This is a genomic window from Pseudomonas sp. SWRI99 (assembly GCF_014270125.1).
In the GTDB taxonomy this organism is placed as follows: domain Bacteria; phylum Pseudomonadota; class Gammaproteobacteria; order Pseudomonadales; family Pseudomonadaceae; genus Aquipseudomonas; species Aquipseudomonas hamedanensis.
Map to the genome: position 1 here is coordinate 20,788 of NZ_JABWQR010000022.1, position 23,221 is coordinate 44,008.

Genomic DNA, 23,221 nt, shown 5'->3' on the forward strand with positions numbered 1-23,221 from the left:
CCAAGTGGTCGGCGATTAACCGTCCTTCTCGATTTCACAGAGTAGCGGATGCTGGCTTTCCCTGGCGTACTGGTTGACCTGCATGGCCTTTGTCTCGGCGATGTCGCGGGTAAACACTCCACATACTGCCCGCCCTTCTGTATGGACGGCCAGCATGACCTTGGTCGCCAGCTCGCGATTCAGGTTAAAAAACACCTCGAGCACTTCGACGACGAAATCCATCGGTGTGTAGTCATCATTGAACAAAACCACCTTGTACATCGGCGGCGCCTGTAACGCAGGCTTTGCTTCCTGAACAGCAACGCCTGCCGAATCGTCGTCGTGCTCCTGTGGAAGATCCTTTTGGAGAAGCGGGCGATCCTGATTGAATGTTAGTCGAATCTGGCTGATTGCATGCATGGAAAGAAAGGTTCGTCAGTTGTGCAAATACAGTGGTGGGGGCGATTGCTCACGTTTTCAACTCCGACTGCCCGGTCACCTTGACTATCGGGAAAACGGTGTTACAACCAATAGAGCCCACAGTGGGTAAAAAAGATCCGCGGAGTCAATTCTTTTAACGAATTCGATTGCGGATGTCCTGGATGATACTCCAGCGATGGAGACTGTTGCAGAGGGATTTGAGCATGGCTGTCGGCAAGGTGAAATGGTTCAACAATGCCAAGGGGTTCGGCTTCATCAACACCAATGGCCGTGAAGGTCGCGACGAGGATGGCAAGGACATCGATTTCTTTGCCCACTTCTCGGCGATCGAAATGGACGGGTACAAAACCCTGAAAGCGGGCCAGGAAGTGAACTTCGACATCGTGCAGGGTCCGAAGGGACTGCATGCCGTAGGCATCAAGCCCGTGATCATCAAACCAACCACGGCTTCTGAAAGTGCCGCTGTTGGCGCAGCGGCTGCTGCCGCTGCCGCAACTGCCAAAGCGATGAGCTGACTGATTCCTGCCTGAATACGCCGAGCAAAAAAACCGCCTGACTCAACCCATCGAGTCAGGCGGTTTTTGTGTGCCTGCGACTTTACATATGTGAGATCAACGCATCCCCGAACCCCGACGACGAAACCAGCTTGGCTCCCTCCATCAAACGCTCGAAATCATAAGTAACAGTCTTCGCCCCAATCGCACCGTTGGTGCCCTTGATGATCAGGTCTGCCGCTTCAGTCCAGCCCATGTGACGCAGCATCATCTCGGCCGAGAGGATCAGCGAGCCCGGGTTGACCTGGTCCTTGCCGGCGTACTTCGGCGCCGTACCGTGAGTCGCCTCGAACATTGCCACGGTGTCGGAAAGGTTGGCGCCCGGCGCGATACCGATACCGCCCACTTCCGCTGCCAGCGCGTCGGACAGATAGTCACCGTTCAGGTTAAGCGTAGCGATGACGTCGTATTCGGCCGGGCGCAGCAGGATCTGCTGGAGCATGGCGTCGGCGATAGCGTCCTTGACCACAACGTTCTTGCCGGTTTTCGGGTTCTTGAACTGCATCCACGGACCGCCGTCGAGCAGCGTTGCGCCGAATTCTTCGGCCGCCACTTCGTAGGCCCATTCCTTGAAGGCACCTTCGGTGAACTTCATGATGTTGCCTTTGTGCACGATGGTCAGCGAATCGCGGTCGTTATCGACCACGTATTGCAGGGCCTTGCGCGCCAGACGCTTGGTGCCTTCGCGGGAAACCGGCTTGACGCCAATGCCGCAGTTTTCGTCGAAACGGATCTTGGTGACACCCATTTCTTCTTTAAGGAATTTGATGACCTTGGTGGCTTCCGGCGAACCGGCCTTCCACTCGATACCGGCGTAAATGTCTTCGGAGTTTTCGCGGAAGATGGTCATGTCGACATCGCCAGGCTTTTTCACCGGGCTTGGCACGCCTTCGAACCAGCGCACCGGGCGCAGGCAGACGTACAAGTCGAGTTGCTGACGCAGGGCGACGTTCAGCGAGCGGATGCCGCCGCCAACCGGGGTGGTCAACGGGCCTTTGATGGACACCACGTAATCCTTGACCGCATCGAGAGTTTCCTGCGGCAGCCAGGTGTCCTGATCGTAAACCTGGGTGGCCTTTTCCCCGGCGTAGACTTCCATCCAGGAAATCTTGCGCTTGCCGCCGTAGGCCTTTTCAACAGCAGCATCGACAACCTTGATCATCACCGGACTGATGTCGACACCAATACCGTCACCTTCGATGAAGGGGATGATCGGGTTATCAGGAACATTGAGAGAATGGTCTGCATTGACGGTGATTTTGTCGCCGACGGCTGGAACCTGAATCTTCTTGTAACCCATGCTGAACTCCATTGTTTGGATTGAACATCTGGCTTGCTTCGAGCGTAACCCAGTTAAATCAACACGCAAACCCCATGTTCCGCCACCGCGCACTTCTCGTTTCGTACAAGCCTGAAAGCAAAGGGAAAAGCGCCAAACTCCAGCATTCGTAACGAGTCTTTGCCCAACCCCGCCCTGCGACCTTTAGACCAATGGACGAGAATCGTTGCATATGAACCATCGGCAGATTGCCAGCTACCTATGTATAATGCCGCCCGCTGACCACAGGGTCACGACGGCTGGCCTCTCTAGCACGAGACTTTCCGCCTGATTGGTCGGGTTGTTACCGCAGCCTGACTGCTTGACGCTCTACTGATGCACCCAACATCACCGCGAAGAATCTCGACATTCGGTTCATGGATGACTTTGAACGAACGCGCTTACCCGGCGCCCCTCGAGTTTCTGCGCACGCTTTAGCAAAGAAGAGAGAGTTAATCCGAATATGCCCACCCGCTCGAAGATCATCTATACCTTCACCGACGAAGCCCCAGCCCTCGCCACCTATTCCCTGCTGCCGATCATCGAGGCTTATACCGCCTCGGCCGATATCGCCGTGGAAACCCGCGATATCTCTCTTGCAGCGCGCATCCTGGCCAGCTTCCCCGAGCAACTGGGCGACAAAGCCGTAGCCGACCACCTCGCCGAACTGGGCGACCTGGCCGTTACGCCTGAAGCCAACATCATCAAGCTGCCGAACATCAGCGCTTCGGTGCCACAGCTGCAAGCCGCGATCAAAGAGCTGCAGGCGCAGGGTTACAACCTGCCGGACTACCCGGAAACCGTGACCAGCGACGCCGACAAAGACGCCAAGGCGCGTTACGACAAGGTCAAGGGCAGCGCCGTGAACCCGGTTCTGCGCGAAGGCAACTCCGACCGCCGCGCTCCGCTGTCGGTGAAGAACTACGCGCGCAAGCACCCGCATAAAATGGGCGCTTGGGCCAAAGACTCCAAGTCTCACGTTGCTCACATGAGCACCGGCGATTTCTACGGCAGCGAAAAAGCTGCCCTGATCGACGCCGCTGACGCCGTGAAGATCGAACTGATCGCCAAAGACGGCACCGCTACCGTCTTGAAAGAAAAAACCACCGTCCAGGCTGGCGAGATCCTCGACTGCGCCGTGATGAGCAAAAACGCCCTGCGCGCGTTCATCGCTGCGGAAATCGAAAGCGCCAAGGCCCAGGGCGTGCTGCTCTCGGTTCACCTGAAAGCGACCATGATGAAGGTCTCCGACCCGATCATGTTCGGCCAGATCGTTGCCGAGTTCTACAAAGACGCCCTGACCAAGCACGCTGACGTGCTGGCTCAGATCGGCTTCAACCTGAACAATGGCATCGGCGATCTGTACGCCCGCATCAAGGCCCTGCCTGGCGATCAGCAAGCGCAGATCGAAGCGGACATCGCCGCGGTCTACGCCGTGCGTCCGTCGCTGGCGATGGTCAACTCCGACAAAGGCATCACCAACCTGCACGTGCCGAGCGACGTCATCGTCGACGCCTCGATGCCGGCGATGATCCGTGACTCCGGCAAAATGTGGGGCACTGACGGCCAGTTGCACGACACCAAGGCCGTGATCCCGGATCGTTGCTACGCCACCATCTACCAGGCCGTGATCGAAGACTGCAAAGCCAATGGCGCCTTCGACCCGACCACCATGGGCAGCGTGCCAAACGTTGGCCTGATGGCGAAGAAAGCCGAAGAGTACGGCTCGCACGACAAGACCTTCCAGATCAAGGCTGACGGCGTGGTTCGCGTGACCGACAGCAAAGGCACCCTGCTGATGGAGCAGGCAGTTGAAGCCGGCGACATCTTCCGCATGTGCCAGACCAAAGACGCGCCGATCCAGGACTGGGTCAAACTGGCCGTCAACCGCGCTCGCGCAAGCAGCACGCCGGCCATCTTCTGGCTGGACCCGATGCGCGCTCACGATGGCGTGGTGATCGAGAAGGTTCAGGCTTACTTGAAGGATCACGACACTGCCGGTCTGGATATCCAGATCATGGCGCCGGTCGACGCGATGAAGTACACCCTGCAGCGCACCCGCGAAGGCAAGGACACCATTTCGGTGACCGGTAACGTGCTGCGCGACTACCTGACCGACCTGTTCCCGATCATGGAACTGGGCACCAGCGCCAAGATGCTGTCGATCGTGCCGCTGATGAACGGCGGTGGCCTGTTCGAAACCGGCGCCGGCGGTTCGGCTCCGAAGCACGTGCAACAACTGGTTGAAGAGAACTTCCTGCGCTGGGATTCGCTGGGTGAGTTCCTCGCCCTGGCCGCTTCTCTCGAGCATCTGGGTGTGAACTACAACAACCCGAAAGCACTGGTGCTGTCGAAAACCCTGGACCAGGCCACCGGCCAGTTCCTCGACAACAACAAGTCGCCATCGCGCAAAGTCGGCAACATCGACAACCGCGGCAGCCACTTCTACCTGGCAATGTACTGGGCTCAGGCCCTGGCGGCCCAGACTGAAGACGCTGCACTGCAAGCGCAGTTCGCGACACTGGCCAAGACGCTGACCGAGAACGAGGCAACCATCGTTGCCGAGCTCAATGCCGTTCAGGGCAAGCCAGTCGACATCGGCGGTTACTACCACGCCGACGCCGAGCTGATCAGCAAGGCCATGCGCCCAAGCGCAACCTTCAACGCGGCGATTGCTGCGCTGGTTTAAGGTTGTAGCGCTGTAAACAGACCCCGGCCGAGTGCCGGGGTTTGTGTTTCTGCTGACAACACAACCCCCTTGTAGGAGTGAGCCTGCTCGCGATAGCGGTATACCATTCACCATTAATGGCGACTGATGCACCGCTATCGCGAGCAGGCTCACTCCTACAAGGGATTGGGTTTCAACCAATAGATTGAGGAGGTTTTATGGAATGGCTCCCCCACATCACCGTCGCCACCGTCATCGAGGACAACGGCCGCTTCCTGATGGTCGAAGAGCACAAGGCCGGGCGCAACGTGCTCAATCAGCCGGCCGGGCATCTCGATCCGGATGAAACACTGATCGACGCCGCCATCCGCGAAACCCTCGAAGAAACCGGCTGGGACGTCGAACCCACCGGGGTGATCGGCATCTACCTGTACACCGCACCGAGCAACGGTGTGACTTATCAGCGTGTATGTTTCAGCGCCAAAGCCGTGCAACACCACCCGGATTACCAACTCGACGACGGCATCCTCGGCGCCAAGTGGCTGACCCGCGACGAATTAATTGCCCAGCGCGACAACTGGCGCAGCGAGCTGATCATCCGTTGCATCGACGATTACCTGGCCGGTCATCACTTCAGCATCGAACTGATCCGCCCTTCTCTTTAGCCTTGCGGCCGCGAGCCTGATAGAATCGCGCCCTTTTCCAAGACACTCATTGAATCCCTATGCGTGATCCAGCCCCTTCTGACACATCCAAGCAGCGCGTCATTGTCGGCATGTCCGGCGGCGTGGACTCTTCCGTTTCCGCACTTCTGCTGATCGAGCAGGGCTATGAAGTGGAAGGCCTGTTCATGAAGAACTGGGAAGAAGACGACGGAACGGAATACTGCACCGCCATGGACGATCTGGCGGATGCGCAGGCCGTGTGCGACAAAATCGGCATCAAGCTGCACACCGCCAACTTTGCCGCCGAGTACTGGGACAACGTGTTCGAGCATTTCCTCGCCGAATACAAGGCCGGACGCACACCGAACCCGGACATCCTCTGTAACCGCGAGATCAAGTTCAAGGCGTTCCTCGACTACGCCATGATGCTCGGCGCCGACCTGATTGCCACCGGCCACTACGTTCGCCGCCGCGACATCGACGGTCGCACCGAACTGCTCAAGGGCCTGGACCCGAACAAGGATCAGAGCTACTTCCTGCACGCCGTCGGTGGCGAACAGATCGCCAAGACGCTGTTCCCGGTCGGCGAACTGGAAAAGCAGCAAGTACGCGAAATTGCCGAGAAATACGAGCTGGCGACCGCGAAGAAGAAGGACTCCACCGGGATCTGCTTTATCGGCGAGCGGCGCTTCAGCGATTTCCTCAAGCAATACCTGCCAGCCCAGCCAGGCGAGATCAAGACCACCGAAGGCGAAGTCATCGGCCGTCACCACGGCTTGATGTACCACACCATCGGCCAGCGCCAGGGCCTCGGCATCGGCGGCCTGAAAGACGCCGGTGATGAGCCGTGGTACGTGCTGCGCAAGGATCTGGACACCAACGAGCTGATCGTCGGCCAGGGCAACAACCATCCGTGGCTGTTTTCCAGCGCCCTGCTCGCCTCGGAAATCTATTGGGTCAACCCGATCGACCTGAGCCAGCCGCTGCGCCTGACCGCCAAAGTGCGTTATCGCCAGAGCGATCAGGCCTGCACCCTGGAAAAAACCGCCAACGGCTACCGCGCCGTGTTCGACGAACCGCAACGCGCGGTGACGCCGGGTCAATCGGTGGTGTTCTATGACGGGGAAATCTGCCTCGGCGGCGGCGTGATTGAAGTCGCCGAACCGTGGAGCGGCCAGGCATGAGCCCGACTCAGGAGCAACTGACGGCGCTGGGCGGTGTGTTTCTCGCCGCTGTGCTGGTCGACCGCATCGCCAAGACCGGACAGACCCACGAAGCCGGCCTGAGCTGCATGCTCGGCAGCCTGCTGGTGCGCGATCCGAAAGATACACTGGATGTGTACGGCGGCGATGACCTCAATCTGCGCGAAGGCTACCGCGCGCTGATCGGCGCCCTTGAACGTGATCCAAGCACCTTGCAGCGCGAGCCGCTGCGCTACGCCCTGTCGATGCTCGGTCTGGAGCGGCAGTTGGCCAAGCGCGGCGACATGCTGGAAGTGATCGGCAAGCGTCTGCCGCAAATCCAGTCGCAGGTCGAGCACTTTGGCCCGGCCCACGAAAACGTGATCGCCGCGTGTGGCGCGCTGTATCAGGACACCCTGAGTACGCTACGCCAACGCATTCAAGTGCACGGCGACATGCGCAATCTGCAGCAGCCAAGCAACGCCTCGAAAATCCGCGCCCTGCTCCTTGCCGGTATTCGCTCGGCGCGCCTGTGGCGCCAGCTCGGCGGCCATCGCTGGCAGTTGGTGATCAGCCGCCGCAAGCTGCTCAAAGAGCTGTATCCGTTGATGCGCAGCGAGTAAACGCCGCGCCATAAAAGCTTTGTAGTCTGTAACGCGTAATACGCCGGTCAGTTGGCAGCGGATCGGCGGATTTTTTCATGTATGATACGCGCCCCATTTCGTTGCCCGACTGTCCGAGAACACCCCATGCAGCTCTCTTCGCTCACTGCGGTTTCCCCTGTAGACGGCCGCTACGCCGGCAAAACCCAGGCCCTGCGCCCGATTTTCAGCGAGTACGGTCTGATCCGTGCCCGCGTCCTGGTTGAAGTGCGCTGGCTCCAGCGCCTGGCCGCCCACGCCGGTATCCCTGAAGTACCGGCCTTCTCCGCCGAAGCCAACGCCGTTCTCAATGAACTGGCGGAAAACTTCTCGCTGGAGCACGCCGAGCGCGTCAAAGAGATCGAGCGCACCACCAACCACGACGTCAAGGCGATCGAATACCTGCTCAAGGAGCAGGCGGCCAAGCTGCCGGAGCTGGCCAAGGTCAGCGAGTTCATCCACTTTGCCTGCACCAGCGAAGACATCAACAACCTGTCCCACGCCCTGATGCTGCGCGAAGGCCGTGACGAGGTGATGCTGCCGCTGATGCGCCAGACCGCCAACGCCATCCGCGAGCTGGCCATCCGTTTCGCCGACGTGCCGATGCTGTCGCGCACCCACGGTCAGCCGGCTTCGCCGACCACTTTGGGTAAAGAACTGGCGAACGTGGTTTACCGCCTCGAGCGTCAGATCGCTCAGGTCGCTGCCGTTCCGCTGCTGGGCAAGATCAACGGCGCCGTCGGCAACTACAACGCGCACCTGTCGGCCTACCCACAGATCGACTGGGAAGCCAACGCCCGCGCCTTCATCGAAGACGAGCTGGGCCTGGGCTTCAACCCGTACACCACGCAGATCGAACCGCACGACTACATTGCCGAACTGTTCGACGCCATTGCGCGCTTCAACACCATCCTGATCGACTTCGACCGTGACATCTGGGGCTACATCTCCCTGGGCTATTTCAAGCAGCGCACCATCGCCGGCGAAATCGGTTCGTCGACCATGCCGCACAAGGTCAACCCGATCGACTTCGAAAACTCCGAAGGCAACCTGGGCATCGCCAACGCGCTGTTCCAGCACCTGGCGAGCAAACTGCCGATCTCCCGCTGGCAGCGCGACCTGACCGACTCCACCGTATTGCGTAACCTCGGTGTCGGCTTCGCCCACAGCGTGATCGCCTACGAAGCCAGCCTCAAAGGCATCAGCAAACTCGAGCTGAACGAGCAGAAGATTGCCGCTGACCTGGATGCTTGCTGGGAAGTATTGGCCGAGCCGATCCAGACCGTGATGCGCCGCTACAACATCGAAAACCCGTACGAAAAACTGAAAGAACTGACCCGCGGCAAGGGCATCAGCCCTGAAGCGCTGCAGACTTTCATCGATGGCCTGGACATGCCTGCCGAGGCGAAAGCCGAGCTCAAGCAACTGACCCCGGCCAACTACATCGGCAACGCTGTGGCACAAGCCAAACGCATCTGATCGACCGTTTGCCCCGTTTAAGACGCCCGGCCGCGCCGGGCGTTTTTATTCCCGTCTGAAAAGTGCTTTTTTTCAATAGGTTACATATGAATTCCGATATTCCTCTTCAACTTCTGGGCGGCCTTACAGCACGCGAATTCTTGCGCGACTACTGGCAGAAAAAACCGCTGCTGATTCGTCAGGCGATTCCTGACTTCGAAAGCCCGATCGACGCCGACGAACTGGCCGGCCTGGCCCTGGAAGAAGAAGTAGAATCGCGTCTGGTCATCGAGCACGGCGAGCGCCCTTGGGAACTGCGTCGCGGCCCGTTCGCCGAGGACGAGTTCAGCAAGCTGCCGGAAAAAGAGTGGACGCTGCTGGTACAAGCGGTCGACCAGTTCGTGCCAGAAGTCAGCGAACTGCTGGAAAACTTCCGCTTCCTGCCGAGCTGGCGCGTCGACGACGTGATGATCAGCTTCGCCGCCCCAGGTGGCAGCGTCGGTCCGCACTTCGACAACTACGACGTGTTCCTGCTTCAGGGCCACGGCAAGCGCAACTGGAAAATCGGCCAGATGTGCGATTCCGAGAGCGCGCTGTTGCAGCACGCCGATCTGCGCATCCTCGCCGAATTTGAACAGACCGAAGAATGGGTGCTGGAGCCAGGTGACATGCTCTACCTTCCACCGCGTCTGGCCCATTGCGGCGTCGCGGTCGACAACTGCATGACCTACTCAGTGGGCTTCCGCGCCCCGAGCGCCGCTGAAGTGCTGACCCATTTCACCGACTTCCTCAGCCAGTTCCTGACCGACGAAGAGCGCTACACCGATGCCGACGCACAGCCAGCGGCCGACCCGCATCAGATCCAACATGACGCGCTGGATCGCCTGAAAAGCCTGCTCGCCGAACACATGAGCGACGAGCGCCTGCTGCTGACCTGGTTCGGCCAGTACATGACCGAGCCGCGCTATCCGGAACTGGTGGTCGGCCCGGAAGACGTCGAAGAAGAAGATTTCCTCGCCGCCCTCCAGGACGGCGCCGTCCTGATTCGCAACCCGAGCGCGCGTCTGGCCTGGTCCGAAGTCGATGACGATTTACTCCTGTTCGCCAGTGGCCAGAGCCGTTACCTGCCGGGCAAGCTGCGCGAACTGCTGAAGCTGATCTGCGCCGCCGACGCCCTGCACACCGATAACCTCGGCGAATGGCTGAACGACGAAGACGGTCGCGGCCTGCTGTGCGAACTGGTCAAGCAAGGCAGCCTGGGGTTCGCCGATGAATAAAATTCGCGTTCGTGTCGCAGACTGGCAGAAGGATATCGCCGAGATCCGGCGCATTCGTGAAGCGGTGTTCATCGCCGAGCAATCGGTGCCGCCCGAGCTTGAGTGGGACGCGGACGACGCGACCGCCGTGCATTTTCTTGCCTTTGAAGGCGACTTTCCGATTGGCACCGCGCGCCTGCTGCCCGATGGGCACATCGGCCGGGTCTCGGTGCTGAAAGACTGGCGCGGGATGAAGGTCGGTGACGCGCTGATGCAAGCGGTGATCGCCGAAGCCGAAGCGCGCGGCCTGAAGCAACAGATGCTCAGCGCGCAGGTACAGGCCACGGCGTTCTATGAGCGTTTGGGTTTCAGCCTGGTCAGCGAGGAGTTTCTCGAGGCCGGGATTCCGCATGTCGATATGGTTCGGCATTCGGCCTGATACCGAGGCGCGGCCTTCGCGAGCAGGCTCGCTCCCACACTGGATCTCTGTCTGACACAAAATCTGTATCCACTGGAGCACTACTGTGGGAGCGAGCCTGCTCGCGAAGAGGTCCTCGCCTGATCATCAAAGAGCCTGAAATGTCTGCGAATCCCTGTGGCGAGGGAGCTTGCTCCCGCTGGGGCGCGAAGCGGCCCTGGACATTTGGGCCTGCTGCGCAGTCCAGCGGGAGCAAGCTCCCTCGCCACAACGTCATTTCCTGACGCTTCGGCATCGAACGTTGCCGGGCCGCCCTGAGCGTTTGGGTTTCAGCCTGGTCAGCGAGGAGTTTCTCGAGGCCGGGATTCCGCATGTCGATATGGTTCGGCATTCGGCCTGATACCGAGGCGCGGCCTTCGCGAGCAGGCTCGCTCCCACACTGGATCTCTGTCTGACACAAAATCTGTATCCACTGGAGCACTACTGTGGGAGCGAGCCTGCTCGCGAAGAGGTCCTCGCCTGATCATCAAAGAGCCTGAAATGTCTGCGAATCCCTGTGGCGAGGGAGCTTGCTCCCGCTGGGGCGCGAAGCGGCCCTGGACATTTGGGCCTGCTGCGCAGTCCAGCGGGAGCAAGCTCCCTCGCCACAACGTCATTTCCTGACGCTTCGGCATCGAACGTTGCCGGGGCGTTTTGCTGTCTACGATTCAACTTGCCCCACCCCGGGCCGACAAACTGGCACTATCAAGCCTTTCGAACGCGGAGATAACGGACATGTCCCTACGCACCCTGCTCACCACCCTGCTGCTCGGTTGCAGTTTTTCGGTGCTGGCAGCCACAGAAATCGTCCCCCTCAAGTACCACACCAGCGCCGACATGCTGCCGGTGGCGCAGGACTTTATCGGCCAGGACGGTCAGGTCAGCGCCTACGGCAACCAACTGATCGTCAAGGCTGAGCCGGGCAAAATTCAGGAATTGAAGGACCTGCTGGCGCAACTCGATACCGCGCCCAAGCGCTTGCTGATCACCGTCGACACCAACGAAAACAATGGCCGTGGCGACGAAGGTTATTCAGTCAACGGCGCTCAACCAAACCAGACCCGCATCATCAGCCGCAGCACCACCAGCCGTAACGGCGGCGTGCAACAGATTCAGGCCAGCGAAGGCGCTCCGGCATTGATTCAGATCGGTCAAAGCGTGCCGATCACCAACACCCAGAGCGATTCCTACGGCGGCTACAGTAGCGAAACCCAGTACCGCAACGTCACTCAGGGCTTCTACGTGACAGCCAGCGTTACCGGCGACACCGTTCATCTGGCAATCAGTACCAACCGTGACCGCATGAGCCAGGAACGTCCCGATGTAGTGAACGTGCAAAGCACCGACACAACCGTCACCGGGCGCCTCGGTGAATGGATCACCCTGGCGGGCGTCAACAGCCAGACTCAGGCCGACAAACAGGGCCTGACCCGCAGCTACTCGACTCAAGGCCGGGATGACATGACCCTGCGGGTGAAAGTCGACACGCTGGACTAAAGCACCGAAAACTGACTGATTAGTCGTATTAGACGAAAGATGTAGTGCTTGAAAAAAAGCACTACAAAACGTTTGACGAGGCAAAAAAGGGGAGGCATGATGGCCTCGCTCCCGCTAATCAGAGGCCCTGGCAAGGGCCTTCGAAGCGCCGTTCGCACCTACCCCGCGAACCGTTTCGTGTCTGTACCGCCCACAAGGTGTGTTTGACGAGGTTGCCGACTGGAACGAAGTTGTCCCGAGGGACGGAAGCGTATTTAGGTAACCCGGCTTCACGCTGTTGATCGCATAAAGGCCCACGACGCCCGAATGTGCCTGCAGTACGCCACTACCTGCTCACTTCCCCTCGAGCCCATCGTTCATCCCGTCGCCTACCCCGCCGAATCCGTCTTGACCCCGAAGCTTCTGGTCAGCGAGCGCAGGAATTTTCCACCGCAGAACAACTTTTCATAAAAGACGCGACGAGGTTTATCTCCATGGCACTGACACGCGAACAGCAAATTGCAGCCCTCGAAAAAGACTGGGCTGAGAACCCGCGCTGGAAAGGCGTGACTCGCACTTACTCCGCTGCTGACGTGGTTCGTCTGCGTGGCTCGGTCCAGCCTGAGCACACCTTTGCGAAGATGGGCGCCGAGAAGCTGTGGAACCTGGTGACCCAGGGTGCCAAGCCGTCCTTCCGTCCAGAGAAAGATTTCGTCAACTGCATGGGCGCCCTGACCGGCGGTCAGGCTGTGCAGCAAGTCAAGGCCGGTATCCAGGCGATCTACCTGTCGGGCTGGCAAGTGGCAGCGGACAACAACTCCGCAGAATCGATGTACCCGGACCAGTCGCTGTACCCGGTGGACTCGGTGCCAACCGTGGTCAAGCGCATCAACAACTCGTTCCGTCGCGCCGACCAGATCCAGTGGAAAGCCGGCAAGAACCCGGGCGATGAAGGCTACATCGACTACTTTGCGCCAATCGTGGCCGACGCAGAAGCCGGTTTCGGCGGCGTGCTGAACGCCTACGAGCTGATGAAAAGCATGATCGAAGCAGGCGCCGCCGGCGTTCACTTCGAAGACCAACTGGCGTCCGTGAAGAAATGCGGACACATGGGCGGCAAGGTACTGGTACCCACCCAGGAAGCCGTACAGAAGCTGACCGCTGCGCGTCTGGCAGCTGACGTTGCTGGCACACCGACCATCATTCTGGCCCGCACCGACGCCAACGCGGCTGACCTGCTGACCTCCGATTGCGACCCGTACGACCAGCCATTCGTCACTGGCGAACGTACTCAGGAAGGTTTCTACAAGGTGCGTGCCGGCCTGGATCAAGCCATCGCCCGTGGTCTGGCTTACGCGCCATACGCCGATTTGATCTGGTGCGAAACTGCCAAGCCGGACCTGGACGAAGCCCGTCGCTTCGCCGAAGCGATCAAAAAGGAATACCCGGACCAGCTGCTGTCGTACAACTGCTCGCCTTCCTTCAACTGGAAGAAAAACCTGGACGACGCGACCATCGCCAAGTTCCAGCGCGAACTGTCCGCCATGGGCTACAAGCACCAGTTCATCACCCTGGCCGGCATTCACAACATGTGGCACAGCATGTTCAACCTGGCGCACGACTACGCCCGCAACGACATGACCGCCTACGTGAAGCTGCAAGAGCAGGAATTCGCTGACGCCGCCAAGGGTTACACCTTCGTGGCTCACCAGCAGGAAGTGGGCACCGGCTACTTCGACGACATGACCACCGTGATCCAGGGCGGCTCGTCCTCGGTGACCGCGCTGACCGGCTCGACCGAAGAAGAACAGTTCCACTGATAACGCTTCGCTGAGCAAACGGCCTTTGCGGATCGAATAAAAAGCTAACTGCAGAGCCGCAAGAGACTGACGCCCCGACTGGTTCGGGGCGTTTTTTTGCCTGCGTGAATCTCAAAGACACCACAAATCCTTTGTAGGAGTGAGCCTGCTCGCGATAGCGGTGTGTCCGTCACCCGATGCGTTACAGGAACACCGCTATCGCGAGCAGGCTCACTCCTACAGGTTTTGTGTTTCCCTGTGCGAAAACATTGATCTGACGCGGTACAAGCGTCAGAAATTTCCGCTAAAACGGTAGGCTTCGCTACTTGCAGTAACGCGCAAGTAAGACAACTTCCCAACCACTCACTCGTTAAACAGTTACAAAACCACTCCAAACGATATCAATTATCATTCAGCGGCAACTATGTTCGTTACATTCCCTACAAAACATAATTGATGGAAACCCGGCTAATGCCCGCAACGCATGGGCCGCAGGGCTGTGAGGAAGCGCTATGTCCTTAATCCGGTAAATAATTTCGCCTTTGGAATTTTACTTGCCGGGTGTTTAGCCATAAAATCAGCCCGATTGATTGCTGCGACATATCGTCACTGCCTATTTCTTTATCAAGCTCAGAGACCTTTGCTCTCTGTTAAGGATTACCAGCATGCCCGAAGCGACAGGACTCATGGCCCACAACTGGGGCTTTGCCATTTTCCTTCTGGGTGTCGTCGGCCTGTGTGCCTTCATGCTTGGCGTCTCCAGCCTCCTTGGGTCAAAAGCCTGGGGTCGCAGCAAAAACGAACCGTTCGAGTCGGGCATGCTACCTACCGGTGGCGCCCGCTTGCGGCTCTCAGCCAAATTCTATCTGGTCGCGATGCTGTTCGTGATCTTCGATATCGAAGCCCTCTTTCTCTTTGCATGGTCTGTGTCCGTCCGCGAAAGCGGCTGGACCGGATTCGTCGAAGCTCTCGTTTTCATAGCAATTCTGTTGGCAGGTCTTGTCTACCTGTTCCGAGTGGGCGCCCTTGACTGGGCTCCGGAAGCTCGTCGCAAGCGGCAGGCGAAGCTGAAACAATGAGGCTTTGGCAATGCAATACAATCTCACCAGGATCGACCCCGATGCTCCTAACGAGCAATATCCGATTGGCCAGCGGGAAACCGTTTCCGATCCGTTAGAAGATCAAGTCCACAAAAACATTTTCATGGGCAAGCTGGAAGACGTGCTGAGTGGCGCGGTCAACTGGGGACGTAAAAACTCCCTGTGGCCGTACAACTTCGGCCTGTCGTGCTGCTACGTGGAAATGACCACCGCCTTCACGGCGCCCCACGACATCGCGCGCTTTGGCGCCGAAGTGATCCGGGCCTCGCCGCGTCAGGCCGACTTCATGGTTATCGCCGGTACCTGCTTCATCAAGATGGCGCCGATCATTCAGCGTCTCTATGAGCAGATGCTCGAACCGAAGTGGGTTATCTCCATGGGTTCGTGCGCCAACTCCGGCGGCATGTACGACATCTACTCCGTGGTTCAAGGCGTAGACAAGTTCCTGCCCGTGGACGTCTACGTACCTGGCTGCCCGCCCCGTCCGGAAGCATTTCTGCAAGGCTTGATGCTGTTGCAGGAATCGATTGGACAGGAGCGTCGTCCGCTTTCCTGGGTCGTTGGTGATCAAGGCGTGTATCGCGCCGACATGCCTTCGCAGAAGGATGCGCGCCGCGAACAGCGAATCGCAGTCACCAACCTGCGCAGCCCTGACGAAGTCTGATCCAGTTCTGTTCCAAGTAACGAGAAGCTGGCTTCATTCTTTACGTTGACCGAAAGCGAAAAAATAACCATGACTACAGGCAGTGCTCTGTACATCCCGCCTTACAAGGCAGACGACCAGGATGTGGTCGTTGAATTGAACAACCGTTTTGGCGCCGAAGCGTTCACCGCTCAGTCGACCCGCACCGGCATGCCGGTGCTGTGGGTCGCGCGCGCCAGGCTCGTTGAAGTCCTGACGTTCCTGCGCAACCTGCCCAAGCCGTACGTCATGCTCTATGACCTGCACGGCGTGGACGAGCGTCTGCGCACCAAGCGTCAAGGCCTGCCGAGCGACGCCGAGTTCACCGTGTTCTATCACCTCATGTCGCTGGAGCGTAATAGTGACGTGATGATCAAGGTGGCCTTGTCCGAAGGCGACCTCAGCATGCCTTCCGTCACCAGCATCTGGCCGAACGCCAACTGGTACGAGCGTGAAGTCTGGGACATGTTCGGCATCGACTTCAAAGGCCACCCGCACCTGTCGCGCATCATGATGCCGCCGACCTGGGAAGGTCACCCGCTGCGCAAGGATTTCCCGGCGCGCGCCACCGAGTTCGACCCGTACAGCCTCAACCTCGCCAAGCAGCAGCTTGAAGAGGAAGCGGCGCGTTTCCGTCCTGAAGACTGGGGCATGAAGCGTTCCGGGGCCAACGAGGACTACATGTTCCTCAACCTCGGTCCGAACCACCCTTCGGCGCACGGTGCATTCCGTATCATTCTGCAGCTGGACGGCGAAGAGATCGTCGACTGCGTTCCGGACATCGGTTACCACCACCGTGGTGCCGAGAAGATGGGCGAGCGTCAATCCTGGCACAGCTACATTCCGTACACCGACCGCATCGACTACCTCGGCGGGGTGATGAACAACCTGCCGTACGTGCTCTCGGTGGAGAAGCTCGCTGGTATCAAGGTGCCCGAGAAGGTCGACGTCATCCGCATCATGATGGCCGAGTTCTTCCGTATCACCAGCCACTTGCTGTTCCTGGGTACCTACATCCAGGACGTCGGCGCCATGACCCCGGTGTTCTTCACGTTCACCGACCGCCAGAAGGCGTACACGGTGATCGAAGCCATCACCGGTTTCCGCCTGCACCCGGCCTGGTACCGCATCGGTGGCGTCGCCCACGACCTGCCGCGCGGCTGGGAAAAACTGGTCAAGGACTTCGTCGAGTGGATGCCCAAGCGTCTGGACGAATACACCAAGGCCGCCCTGCAGAACAGCATTCTCAAGGGCCGTACCGTCGGCGTCGCCGCCTACAACACCAAAGAGGCCCTGGAATGGGGCGTCACCGGTGCCGGCCTGCGTTCGACCGGTTGCGATTTCGACCTGCGTAAAGCGCGTCCGTACTCGGGCTACGAGAACTTCGAATTCGAAGTGCCACTGGCCGTCAACGGCGATGCCTACGACCGCTGCATGGTTCGCGTCGAAGAGATGCGCCAGAGCATCAAGATCATCGACCAGTGCATGCGCAACATGCCCGAAGGCCCGTACAAGGCGGATCACCCGCTGACCACGCCGCCGCCGAAAGAGCGCACGCTGCAGCACATCGAAACCCTGATCACGCACTTCCTGCAGGTTTCGTGGGGCCCGGTCATGCCGGCCAACGAATCCTTCCAGATGATCGAAGCGACCAAGGGCATCAACAGTTATTACCTGACGAGCGACGGCGGCACCATGAGCTACCGTACCCGGATCCGCACCCCAAGCTTCCCGCATCTGCAACAGATCCCTTCGGTGATCAAAGGCAGCATGGTCGCGGACTTGATTGCGTACCTGGGTAGTATCGACTTCGTTATGGCCGACGTGGACCGCTAAGCATGAACAGCACGCTTATCCAGACAGACCGTTTCACCTTGAGTGAAACCGAGCGCTCGGCCATCGAGCACGAGCTGCATCACTACGAAGACCCGCGCGCGGCGTCGATCGAAGCCCTGAAGATCGTTCAGAAGGAACGCGGCTGGGTGCCGGATGGCGCCCTGTACGCGATCGGCGAGATCCTCGGCATCCCAGCCAGTGACGTTGAAGGCGTGGCGACGTTTTACAGCCAGATCTTCCGTCAGCCGGTCGGCCGCCACATCATTCGCGTCTGCGACAGCATGGTCTGCTACATCGGCGGCCACGAGTCGGTAGTCAGCGAAATCCAGAACAATCTGGGCATCGGCCTGGGCCAGACCACCGCCGACGGTCGTTTCACCCTGCTGCCGGTCTGCTGCCTCGGCAACTGCGACAAGGCACCGGCGCTGATGATCGACGACGACACCTTTGGCGACGTCCAGCCTGCTGGCGTGGCCAAACTGCTCGAGGGCTATGTATGACCCTGACATCTTTCGGTCCTGCCAACCGCATTCAGCGTTCGGCCGAGACTCACCCGCTGACCTGGCGTCTGCGCGATGACGGCGAAGCCGTGTGGCTCGACGAGTACCAGGCCAAGAACGGTTACGCCGCTGCGCGCAAAGCCTTCGCCGACATGGATCAGGACGCCATCGTCCAGACTGTGAAAGACGCCGGCCTCAAGGGTCGCGGCGGCGCAGGCTTCCCGACCGGCGTGAAGTGGGGCCTGATGCCCAAGGACGAATCCATCAACATCCGCTACCTGCTGTGCAACGCGGATGAAATGGAGCCGAACACCTGGAAAGACCGCATGCTGATGGAGCAGCTGCCCCATCTGCTGATCGAAGGCATGCTGATCAGTGCCCGCGCGCTGAAAACCTACCGTGGCTACATCTTCCTGCGTGGCGAATACACCACCGCCGCCAAGCACCTCAACCGTGCCGTGGAAGAAGCCAAGGCTGCTGGCCTGCTGGGCAAGAACATCCTCGGTTCCGGTTTCGATTTCGAGCTGTTCGTACACACCGGCGCCGGGCGTTACATCTGCGGTGAAGAAACTGCACTGATCAACTCCCTCGAAGGCCGCCGCGCCAACCCGCGCTCCAAGCCGCCCTTCCCCGCCGCCGTCGGCGTGTGGGGCAAGCCGACCTGCGTGAACAACGTCGAAACCCTGTGCAACGTGCCGGCGATCATTGCCGACGGCGTTGACTGGTACAAATCGTTGTCCCGCGAAGGCTCCGAAGACATGGGCACCAAGCTCATGGGCTTCTCCGGCAAGGTCAAGAACCCGGGCCTGTGGGAATTGCCATTCGGCGTCACCGGTCGCGAACTGTTCGAAGATTACGCCGGCGGCATGCGCGACGGCTTCAAGCTCAAGGCCTGGCAGCCAGGTGGCGCCGGTACCGGTTTCCTGTTACCGGAACACCTCGACGCACAGATGTACGCCGGCGGCATCGCCAAGGTCGGCACCCGTATGGGTACCGGTCTGGCAATGGCGGTGGATGACAGCGTCAATATGGTCTCGCTGCTGCGCAACATGGAGCAGTTTTTCGCCCGTGAATCCTGCGGTTTCTGCACCCCGTGCCGCGATGGTTTGCCATGGAGCGTCAAGCTCCTGATGGCCATCGAGCAAGGCAAGGGCCAGCCAGGCGACATCGAGACCCTGCTGGGTCTGGTCGGTTTCCTCGGCCCGGGCAAGACCTTCTGTGCTCACGCACCGGGTGCCGTGGAGCCGTTGGGCAGTGCCATCAAATACTTCCGTCCAGAGTTCGAAGCCGGTATCGCGCCTGTCAGCGCCGCCGTCCCGCCTCTGGCAAGGCCGATCGTAGTCGGCGCGTAAACGCTTAAAAAGGCGAAGGGTCCGTGCCCTTCGCCTTTCGTCCGATGACGCCCTTCGGGGCTGTTTGGATTCGGACGCATAACAAGATTCCATTAGCCACGCCCGCTGACACCGGGCCAACGAAGACCTTTGAACCATGGCCACTATCCACGTAGACGGCAAAGCGCTCGAAGTCGACGGGGCAGACAACCTGTTACAGGCATGTCTGTCGCTGGGCCTCGACATTCCATATTTCTGCTGGCACCCCGCGCTTGGTAGCGTCGGGGCCTGCCGCCAGTGCGCAATCAAACAGTACACTGACGAGAACGACACCCGTGGTCGCATCGTCATGTCCTGCATGACGCCTGCCACCGACAACACCTGGATCTCCATCGACGATGAAGAATCCAAGGCGTTCCGCGCCAGCGTTGTCGAATGGCTGATGACCAACCACCCGCACGACTGCCCGGTGTGCGAAGAAGGCGGTCACTGCCACCTGCAAGACATGACGGTAATGACCGGCCACAACGAGCGCCGTTACCGCTTCACCAAGCGCACCCACCAGAACCAGCAACTGGGCCCGTTCATTTCCCACGAGATGAACCGCTGCATCGCTTGCTACCGCTGTGTGCGTTTTTACAAGGATTACGCCGGCGGCACTGACCTTGGTGTATTCGGCGCCCACGACAACGTGTACTTCGGTCGCGTTGAAGACGGCACTCTCGAAAGCGAGTTCTCCGGCAACCTTACCGAGGTCTGCCCGACCGGTGTGTTCACCGACAAGACTCACTCCGAGCGCTACAACCGCAAATGGGACATGCAGTTTGCCCCGAGCATCTGCCATGGCTGCTCGAGCGGTTGCAACATTTCCCCGGGCGAGCGTTACGGTGAACTGCGTCGTATCGAAAACCGCTTCAACGGTTCGGTGAACCAGTACTTCCTCTGCGACCGTGGCCGTTTCGGTTATGGCTACGTCAACCGCACCGACCGTCCACGTCAGCCGCTGCTGGCCGACGGCACCAAGCTGAGCCTCGACGCTGCGCTGGATAAAGCCGCCGATCTGCTGCGCGGTCGCAACATCGTCGGTATCGGTTCGCCGCGTGCCAGCCTCGAAAGCAACTACGCGTTGCGCGAACTGGTCGGTGCCGAGCACTTCTACTCCGGCATCGAAGCCTCCGAGCTGGAGCGCATCCGTCTGGTCCTGCAGGTGCTGAACGACAGCCCGCTGCCAGTGCCGAACATGCGCGACATCGAAGACCACGACGCGATTTTCGTCCTCGGCGAAGACCTGACCCAGACCGCTGCGCGCATGGCACTGGCCCTGCGTCAGTCGGTCAAGGGCAAGGCTGAAGACATGGCCGAAGCCATGCGCGTACAGCCTTGGCTCGACGCTGCGGTGAAGAACATCGGTCAGCACGCGCTGAACCCGCTGTTCATCGCCAGCCTCGCCGAAACCAAGCTCGACGACGTCGCTGAAGAATGCGTACACGCCGCTCCCGACGATCTGGCACGCATCGGTTTCGCTGTTGCTCACGCGCTGGATGCCAGCGCCCCGGCCGTTGACGGTCTGGACGCCGAAGCGCTGGAACTGGCGCAGCGCATCGCCGACGCCCTGCTCGCCGCCAAACGCCCGCTGATCATCGCCGGTACTTCGCTGGGCTCCAAAGCGCTGATCGAAGCCGCCGCCAACATTGCCAAAGCGTTGAAGCTGCGCGAGAAGAACGGTTCGATCAGCCTGATTGTGCCGGAAGCCAACAGCCTCGGTCTGGCCATGCTCGGTGGTGAATCGGTCGACGCCGCGCTGCAAGCGGTTATTGATGGCAAGGCCGACGCCATCGTCGTGCTGGAAAACGATCTGTACACCCGCACCGCCAAAGCCAAGGTCGATGCAGCACTGGACGCCGCGAAAGTGGTGATCGTCGCCGACCATCAGAAAACCGCTACCACCGACCGCGCACAACTGGTTCTGCCAGCGGCGAGCTTCGCCGAGGGCGACGGTACGCTGGTCAGCCAGGAAGGCCGCGCCCAGCGCTTCTTCCAGGTTTTCGATCCGCAGTACATGGACGCGAGCATTCTGGTTCACGAAGGCTGGCGCTGGCTGCACGCCTTGCGCGCCACCCTGCTCAACCAGCCGATCGACTGGACGCAACTCGACCACGTTACCGCTGCCGTTGCTTCGAGCACCGCGCAACTGGCGCGTATCGTCGACGCTGCACCGTCGGCTGCGTTCCGCATCAAAGGTCTGAAACTGGCGCGTGAGCCGCTGCGTTATTCCGGTCGCACCGCGATGCGCGCCGACATCAGCGTCCACGAACCGCGCACCCCACAAGACAAGGACACCGCGTTCGCCTTCTCCATGGAAGGTTACTCGGGCTCTGCCGAACCGCGTCAGCAAGTGCCGTTCGCCTGGTCGCCGGGCTGGAACTCGCCACAAGCGTGGAACAAGTTCCAGGACGAAGTCGGTGGTCACCTGCGCGCTGGCGATCCGGGCACCCGCCTGATCGAAAGCACTGGCGATTCGCTGAACTGGTTCGCCACCGCGCCGCGTGCATTCAACCCGGCGCCGGGTACCTGGCAAGCCGTGCCGTTCTTCCACTTGTTCGGCAGCGAAGAAAACTCTTCGAAAGCTGCACCGGTGCAAGAGCGCATTCCGGCGCCTTACGTGGCTCTGGCGAAATCCGAAGCGGATCGCCTCGGCGTTAACGACGGTGCCCTGTTGAGTCTGAACGTGGCCGGCCAGACCCTGCGTCTGCCGCTGCGCATCAATGAAGAACTGGGCGCCGGTCTGGTGGCATTGCCTGCGGGCATCGCCGGTATTCCACCGGCATTCGCCGGCGTGTCCGTCGACGGTCTGCAGGAGGCAGCGCAATGACCTGGTTCACCCCTGAAGTGATCGATGTGATCCTGACGGTCATCAAAGCCATCGTGATTCTGCTGGCCGTGGTGGTCGCAGGCGCCTTGCTCAGCTTTGTCGAACGTCGCCTGCTGGGCTGGTGGCAGGACCGTTACGGTCCGAACCGCGTTGGCCCGTTCGGCATGTTCCAGATCGCCGCCGACATGCTGAAGATGTTCTTCAAGGAAGACTGGACCCCGCCGTTTGCCGACAAGGTGATCTTCACCCTGGCGCCGGTGGTGGCCATGTCCGCCCTGCTGATCGCCTTTGCGATCATCCCGATCACCCCGACCTGGGGCGTGGCGGATCTGAACATCGGCCTGCTGTTCTTCTTCGCGATGGCCGGTCTGTCGGTCTATGCGGTGCTGTTCGCCGGCTGGTCGAGCAACAACAAGTTCGCCCTGCTCGGCAGCTTGCGTGCCTCGGCGCAGACCGTGTCCTACGAAGTGTTCATGGGCCTGGCCCTGATGGGCATCGTGGTGCAGGTCGGCTCGTTCAACATGCGCGACATCGTCGAGTACCAGGCACAGAACCTGTGGTTCATCATTCCGCAGTTCTTCGGCTTCTGTACCTTCTTCATCGCTGGCGTGGCCGTGACTCACCGTCACCCGTTCGACCAGCCGGAAGCGGAACAGGAACTGGCCGACGGTTACCACATTGAATATGCCGGCATGAAATGGGGCATGTTCTTCGTCGGTGAGTACATCGGCATCATCCTGATCTCGGCGCTGCTGGTCACCCTGTTCTTCGGTGGCTGGCACGGTCCGTTCGGCATCCTGCCGCAACTGTCCTTCGTCTGGTTCGCATTGAAGACCGCGTTCTTCATCATGCTGTTCATTCTGCTGCGCGCTTCCATCCCGCGTCCGCGTTATGACCAGGTGATGGATTTCAGCTGGAAGTTCTGCCTGCCACTGACCCTGATCAATTTGCTGGTAACCGCTGCGGTTGTGTTGTTGAACACGCCTGCGGTTGCGGTTCAGTGAGGA

The 23,221-nt window shown here is 59.9% G+C and carries 19 protein-coding genes and 1 pseudogene; 18 read left to right on the forward strand and 2 right to left on the reverse strand.

Annotated features, from left to right (window positions below):
• Nucleotides 1-15: 15 nt before the first annotated feature.
• Nucleotides 16-399, reverse strand: coding sequence for an ATP-dependent Clp protease adapter ClpS (gene clpS / locus HU743_RS18340; protein WP_011334948.1), 384 nt, complete (start codon nucleotides 397-399; stop codon nucleotides 16-18).
• A gap of 224 nt (nucleotides 400-623) precedes the next feature.
• Between clpS and HU743_RS27370 the strand changes: the two genes are divergently transcribed.
• Nucleotides 624-935, forward strand: coding sequence for a cold shock domain-containing protein (locus HU743_RS27370; protein WP_186650335.1), 312 nt, complete (start codon nucleotides 624-626; stop codon nucleotides 933-935).
• A gap of 82 nt (nucleotides 936-1,017) precedes the next feature.
• Here the strand turns inward: HU743_RS27370 and icd are convergent, their stop codons facing one another.
• Nucleotides 1,018-2,274, reverse strand: coding sequence for an NADP-dependent isocitrate dehydrogenase (gene icd, locus HU743_RS18350; RefSeq protein WP_186650337.1), 1,257 nt, complete (start codon nucleotides 2,272-2,274; stop codon nucleotides 1,018-1,020).
• A 481-nt stretch (nucleotides 2,275-2,755) separates the two neighbouring features.
• Here icd and HU743_RS18355 point away from each other — a divergent pair, with 481 nt between their 5' ends.
• The 17 genes and pseudogenes from HU743_RS18355 to nuoH all read left to right on the forward strand — a co-directional run bounded on the left by HU743_RS18355 (nucleotide 2,756) and on the right by nuoH (nucleotide 23,218).
• Nucleotides 2,756-4,981: an NADP-dependent isocitrate dehydrogenase gene (locus tag HU743_RS18355; protein ID WP_186622985.1), complete on the forward strand. Its 2,226-nt coding sequence runs from the start codon at nucleotides 2,756-2,758 to the stop codon at nucleotides 4,979-4,981.
• 197 nt (nucleotides 4,982-5,178) lie between these two features.
• Nucleotides 5,179-5,625, forward strand: coding sequence for an NUDIX hydrolase (locus tag HU743_RS18360; protein ID WP_186650340.1), 447 nt, complete (start codon nucleotides 5,179-5,181; stop codon nucleotides 5,623-5,625).
• Between the two features lie 59 nt (nucleotides 5,626-5,684).
• Nucleotides 5,685-6,809 (forward strand): tRNA 2-thiouridine(34) synthase MnmA, encoded by a 1,125-nt coding sequence (gene mnmA, locus HU743_RS18365; RefSeq protein ID WP_186650343.1) that lies wholly within the window; start codon nucleotides 5,685-5,687, stop codon nucleotides 6,807-6,809.
• The gene (hflD, locus tag HU743_RS18370; RefSeq protein ID WP_186551810.1) at nucleotides 6,806-7,429 is read left to right on the forward strand and encodes a high frequency lysogenization protein HflD; all 624 of its coding nucleotides are present in this window, start codon (nucleotides 6,806-6,808) and stop codon (nucleotides 7,427-7,429) included. Before mnmA ends, hflD begins: the two co-directional genes overlap by 4 nt.
• A gap of 126 nt (nucleotides 7,430-7,555) precedes the next feature.
• Entirely contained in the window at nucleotides 7,556-8,926 is a 1,371-nt protein-coding gene (gene purB, locus HU743_RS18375) for an adenylosuccinate lyase (protein ID WP_186551809.1), read from the forward strand.
• An 86-nt stretch (nucleotides 8,927-9,012) separates the two neighbouring features.
• Nucleotides 9,013-10,182: a cupin domain-containing protein gene (locus tag HU743_RS18380; protein ID WP_186650345.1), complete on the forward strand. Its 1,170-nt coding sequence runs from the start codon at nucleotides 9,013-9,015 to the stop codon at nucleotides 10,180-10,182.
• Nucleotides 10,175-10,600: a GNAT family N-acetyltransferase gene (locus HU743_RS18385; protein ID WP_186622978.1), complete on the forward strand. Its 426-nt coding sequence runs from the start codon at nucleotides 10,175-10,177 to the stop codon at nucleotides 10,598-10,600. The genes HU743_RS18380 and HU743_RS18385 overlap by 8 nt, the downstream gene beginning before the upstream one ends.
• Before the next feature lie 295 nt (nucleotides 10,601-10,895).
• A pseudogene (locus HU743_RS18390) lies at nucleotides 10,896-10,979 on the forward strand (GNAT family N-acetyltransferase); the annotation flags it as partial.
• Nucleotides 10,980-11,353: 374 nt separating this feature from the next.
• The gene (locus tag HU743_RS18395) at nucleotides 11,354-12,115 is read left to right on the forward strand and encodes a secretin N-terminal domain-containing protein (RefSeq protein WP_186650347.1); all 762 of its coding nucleotides are present in this window, start codon (nucleotides 11,354-11,356) and stop codon (nucleotides 12,113-12,115) included.
• 473 nt (nucleotides 12,116-12,588) lie between these two features.
• A complete protein-coding gene (gene aceA, locus HU743_RS18400; protein WP_186622975.1) occupies nucleotides 12,589-13,914 on the forward strand; it encodes an isocitrate lyase in 1,326 nt (441 codons plus the stop codon).
• A gap of 644 nt (nucleotides 13,915-14,558) precedes the next feature.
• On the forward strand, nucleotides 14,559-14,972 hold the full coding sequence (locus HU743_RS18405; RefSeq protein ID WP_003223812.1) for an NADH-quinone oxidoreductase subunit A: 414 nt from the start codon (nucleotides 14,559-14,561) through the stop codon (nucleotides 14,970-14,972).
• 10 nt (nucleotides 14,973-14,982) lie between these two features.
• Nucleotides 14,983-15,657, forward strand: coding sequence for an NADH-quinone oxidoreductase subunit B (locus HU743_RS18410; RefSeq protein WP_186634957.1), 675 nt, complete (start codon nucleotides 14,983-14,985; stop codon nucleotides 15,655-15,657).
• Between the two features lie 69 nt (nucleotides 15,658-15,726).
• Nucleotides 15,727-17,511 carry an NADH-quinone oxidoreductase subunit C/D gene (gene nuoC / locus HU743_RS18415; RefSeq protein ID WP_186650348.1) on the forward strand — a complete coding sequence of 595 codons (1,785 nt, stop codon included), beginning with the start codon at nucleotides 15,727-15,729 and terminating at the stop codon, nucleotides 17,509-17,511.
• 2 nt (nucleotides 17,512-17,513) lie between these two features.
• The gene (gene nuoE / locus HU743_RS18420; protein ID WP_003223804.1) at nucleotides 17,514-18,011 is read left to right on the forward strand and encodes an NADH-quinone oxidoreductase subunit NuoE; all 498 of its coding nucleotides are present in this window, start codon (nucleotides 17,514-17,516) and stop codon (nucleotides 18,009-18,011) included.
• Nucleotides 18,008-19,363, forward strand: a complete 1,356-nt coding sequence (gene nuoF / locus HU743_RS18425; protein WP_186650350.1) for an NADH-quinone oxidoreductase subunit NuoF — start codon at nucleotides 18,008-18,010, stop codon at nucleotides 19,361-19,363. Before nuoE ends, nuoF begins: the two co-directional genes overlap by 4 nt.
• Nucleotides 19,364-19,499: 136 nt before the next feature.
• Entirely contained in the window at nucleotides 19,500-22,214 is a 2,715-nt protein-coding gene (gene nuoG, locus HU743_RS18430; protein WP_186650352.1) for an NADH-quinone oxidoreductase subunit NuoG, read from the forward strand.
• Nucleotides 22,211-23,218, forward strand: coding sequence for an NADH-quinone oxidoreductase subunit NuoH (gene nuoH, locus HU743_RS18435; RefSeq protein WP_039763316.1), 1,008 nt, complete (start codon nucleotides 22,211-22,213; stop codon nucleotides 23,216-23,218). Before nuoG ends, nuoH begins: the two co-directional genes overlap by 4 nt.
• Nucleotides 23,219-23,221: the final 3 nt, after the last annotated feature.

Bases quoted from the DNA above. Each gene is read 5' to 3' on its own strand.
- clpS (WP_011334948.1), bottom strand. From the start codon at position 399: ATGCATGCAATCAGCCAGATTCGACTAACATTCAATCAGGATCGCCCG.
- HU743_RS27370 (WP_186650335.1), top strand. From the start codon at position 624: ATGGCTGTCGGCAAGGTGAAATGGTTCAACAATGCCAAGGGGTTCGGC.
- icd (WP_186650337.1), bottom strand. From the start codon at position 2,274: ATGGGTTACAAGAAGATTCAGGTTCCAGCCGTCGGCGACAAAATCACC.
- HU743_RS18355 (WP_186622985.1), top strand. From the start codon at position 2,756: ATGCCCACCCGCTCGAAGATCATCTATACCTTCACCGACGAAGCCCCA.
- HU743_RS18360 (WP_186650340.1), top strand. From the start codon at position 5,179: ATGGAATGGCTCCCCCACATCACCGTCGCCACCGTCATCGAGGACAAC.
- mnmA (WP_186650343.1), top strand. From the start codon at position 5,685: ATGCGTGATCCAGCCCCTTCTGACACATCCAAGCAGCGCGTCATTGTC.
- hflD (WP_186551810.1), top strand. From the start codon at position 6,806: ATGAGCCCGACTCAGGAGCAACTGACGGCGCTGGGCGGTGTGTTTCTC.
- purB (WP_186551809.1), top strand. From the start codon at position 7,556: ATGCAGCTCTCTTCGCTCACTGCGGTTTCCCCTGTAGACGGCCGCTAC.
- HU743_RS18380 (WP_186650345.1), top strand. From the start codon at position 9,013: ATGAATTCCGATATTCCTCTTCAACTTCTGGGCGGCCTTACAGCACGC.
- HU743_RS18385 (WP_186622978.1), top strand. From the start codon at position 10,175: ATGAATAAAATTCGCGTTCGTGTCGCAGACTGGCAGAAGGATATCGCC.
- HU743_RS18395 (WP_186650347.1), top strand. From the start codon at position 11,354: ATGTCCCTACGCACCCTGCTCACCACCCTGCTGCTCGGTTGCAGTTTT.
- aceA (WP_186622975.1), top strand. From the start codon at position 12,589: ATGGCACTGACACGCGAACAGCAAATTGCAGCCCTCGAAAAAGACTGG.
- HU743_RS18405 (WP_003223812.1), top strand. From the start codon at position 14,559: ATGCCCGAAGCGACAGGACTCATGGCCCACAACTGGGGCTTTGCCATT.
- HU743_RS18410 (WP_186634957.1), top strand. From the start codon at position 14,983: ATGCAATACAATCTCACCAGGATCGACCCCGATGCTCCTAACGAGCAA.
- nuoC (WP_186650348.1), top strand. From the start codon at position 15,727: ATGACTACAGGCAGTGCTCTGTACATCCCGCCTTACAAGGCAGACGAC.
- nuoE (WP_003223804.1), top strand. From the start codon at position 17,514: ATGAACAGCACGCTTATCCAGACAGACCGTTTCACCTTGAGTGAAACC.
- nuoF (WP_186650350.1), top strand. From the start codon at position 18,008: ATGACCCTGACATCTTTCGGTCCTGCCAACCGCATTCAGCGTTCGGCC.
- nuoG (WP_186650352.1), top strand. From the start codon at position 19,500: ATGGCCACTATCCACGTAGACGGCAAAGCGCTCGAAGTCGACGGGGCA.
- nuoH (WP_039763316.1), top strand. From the start codon at position 22,211: ATGACCTGGTTCACCCCTGAAGTGATCGATGTGATCCTGACGGTCATC.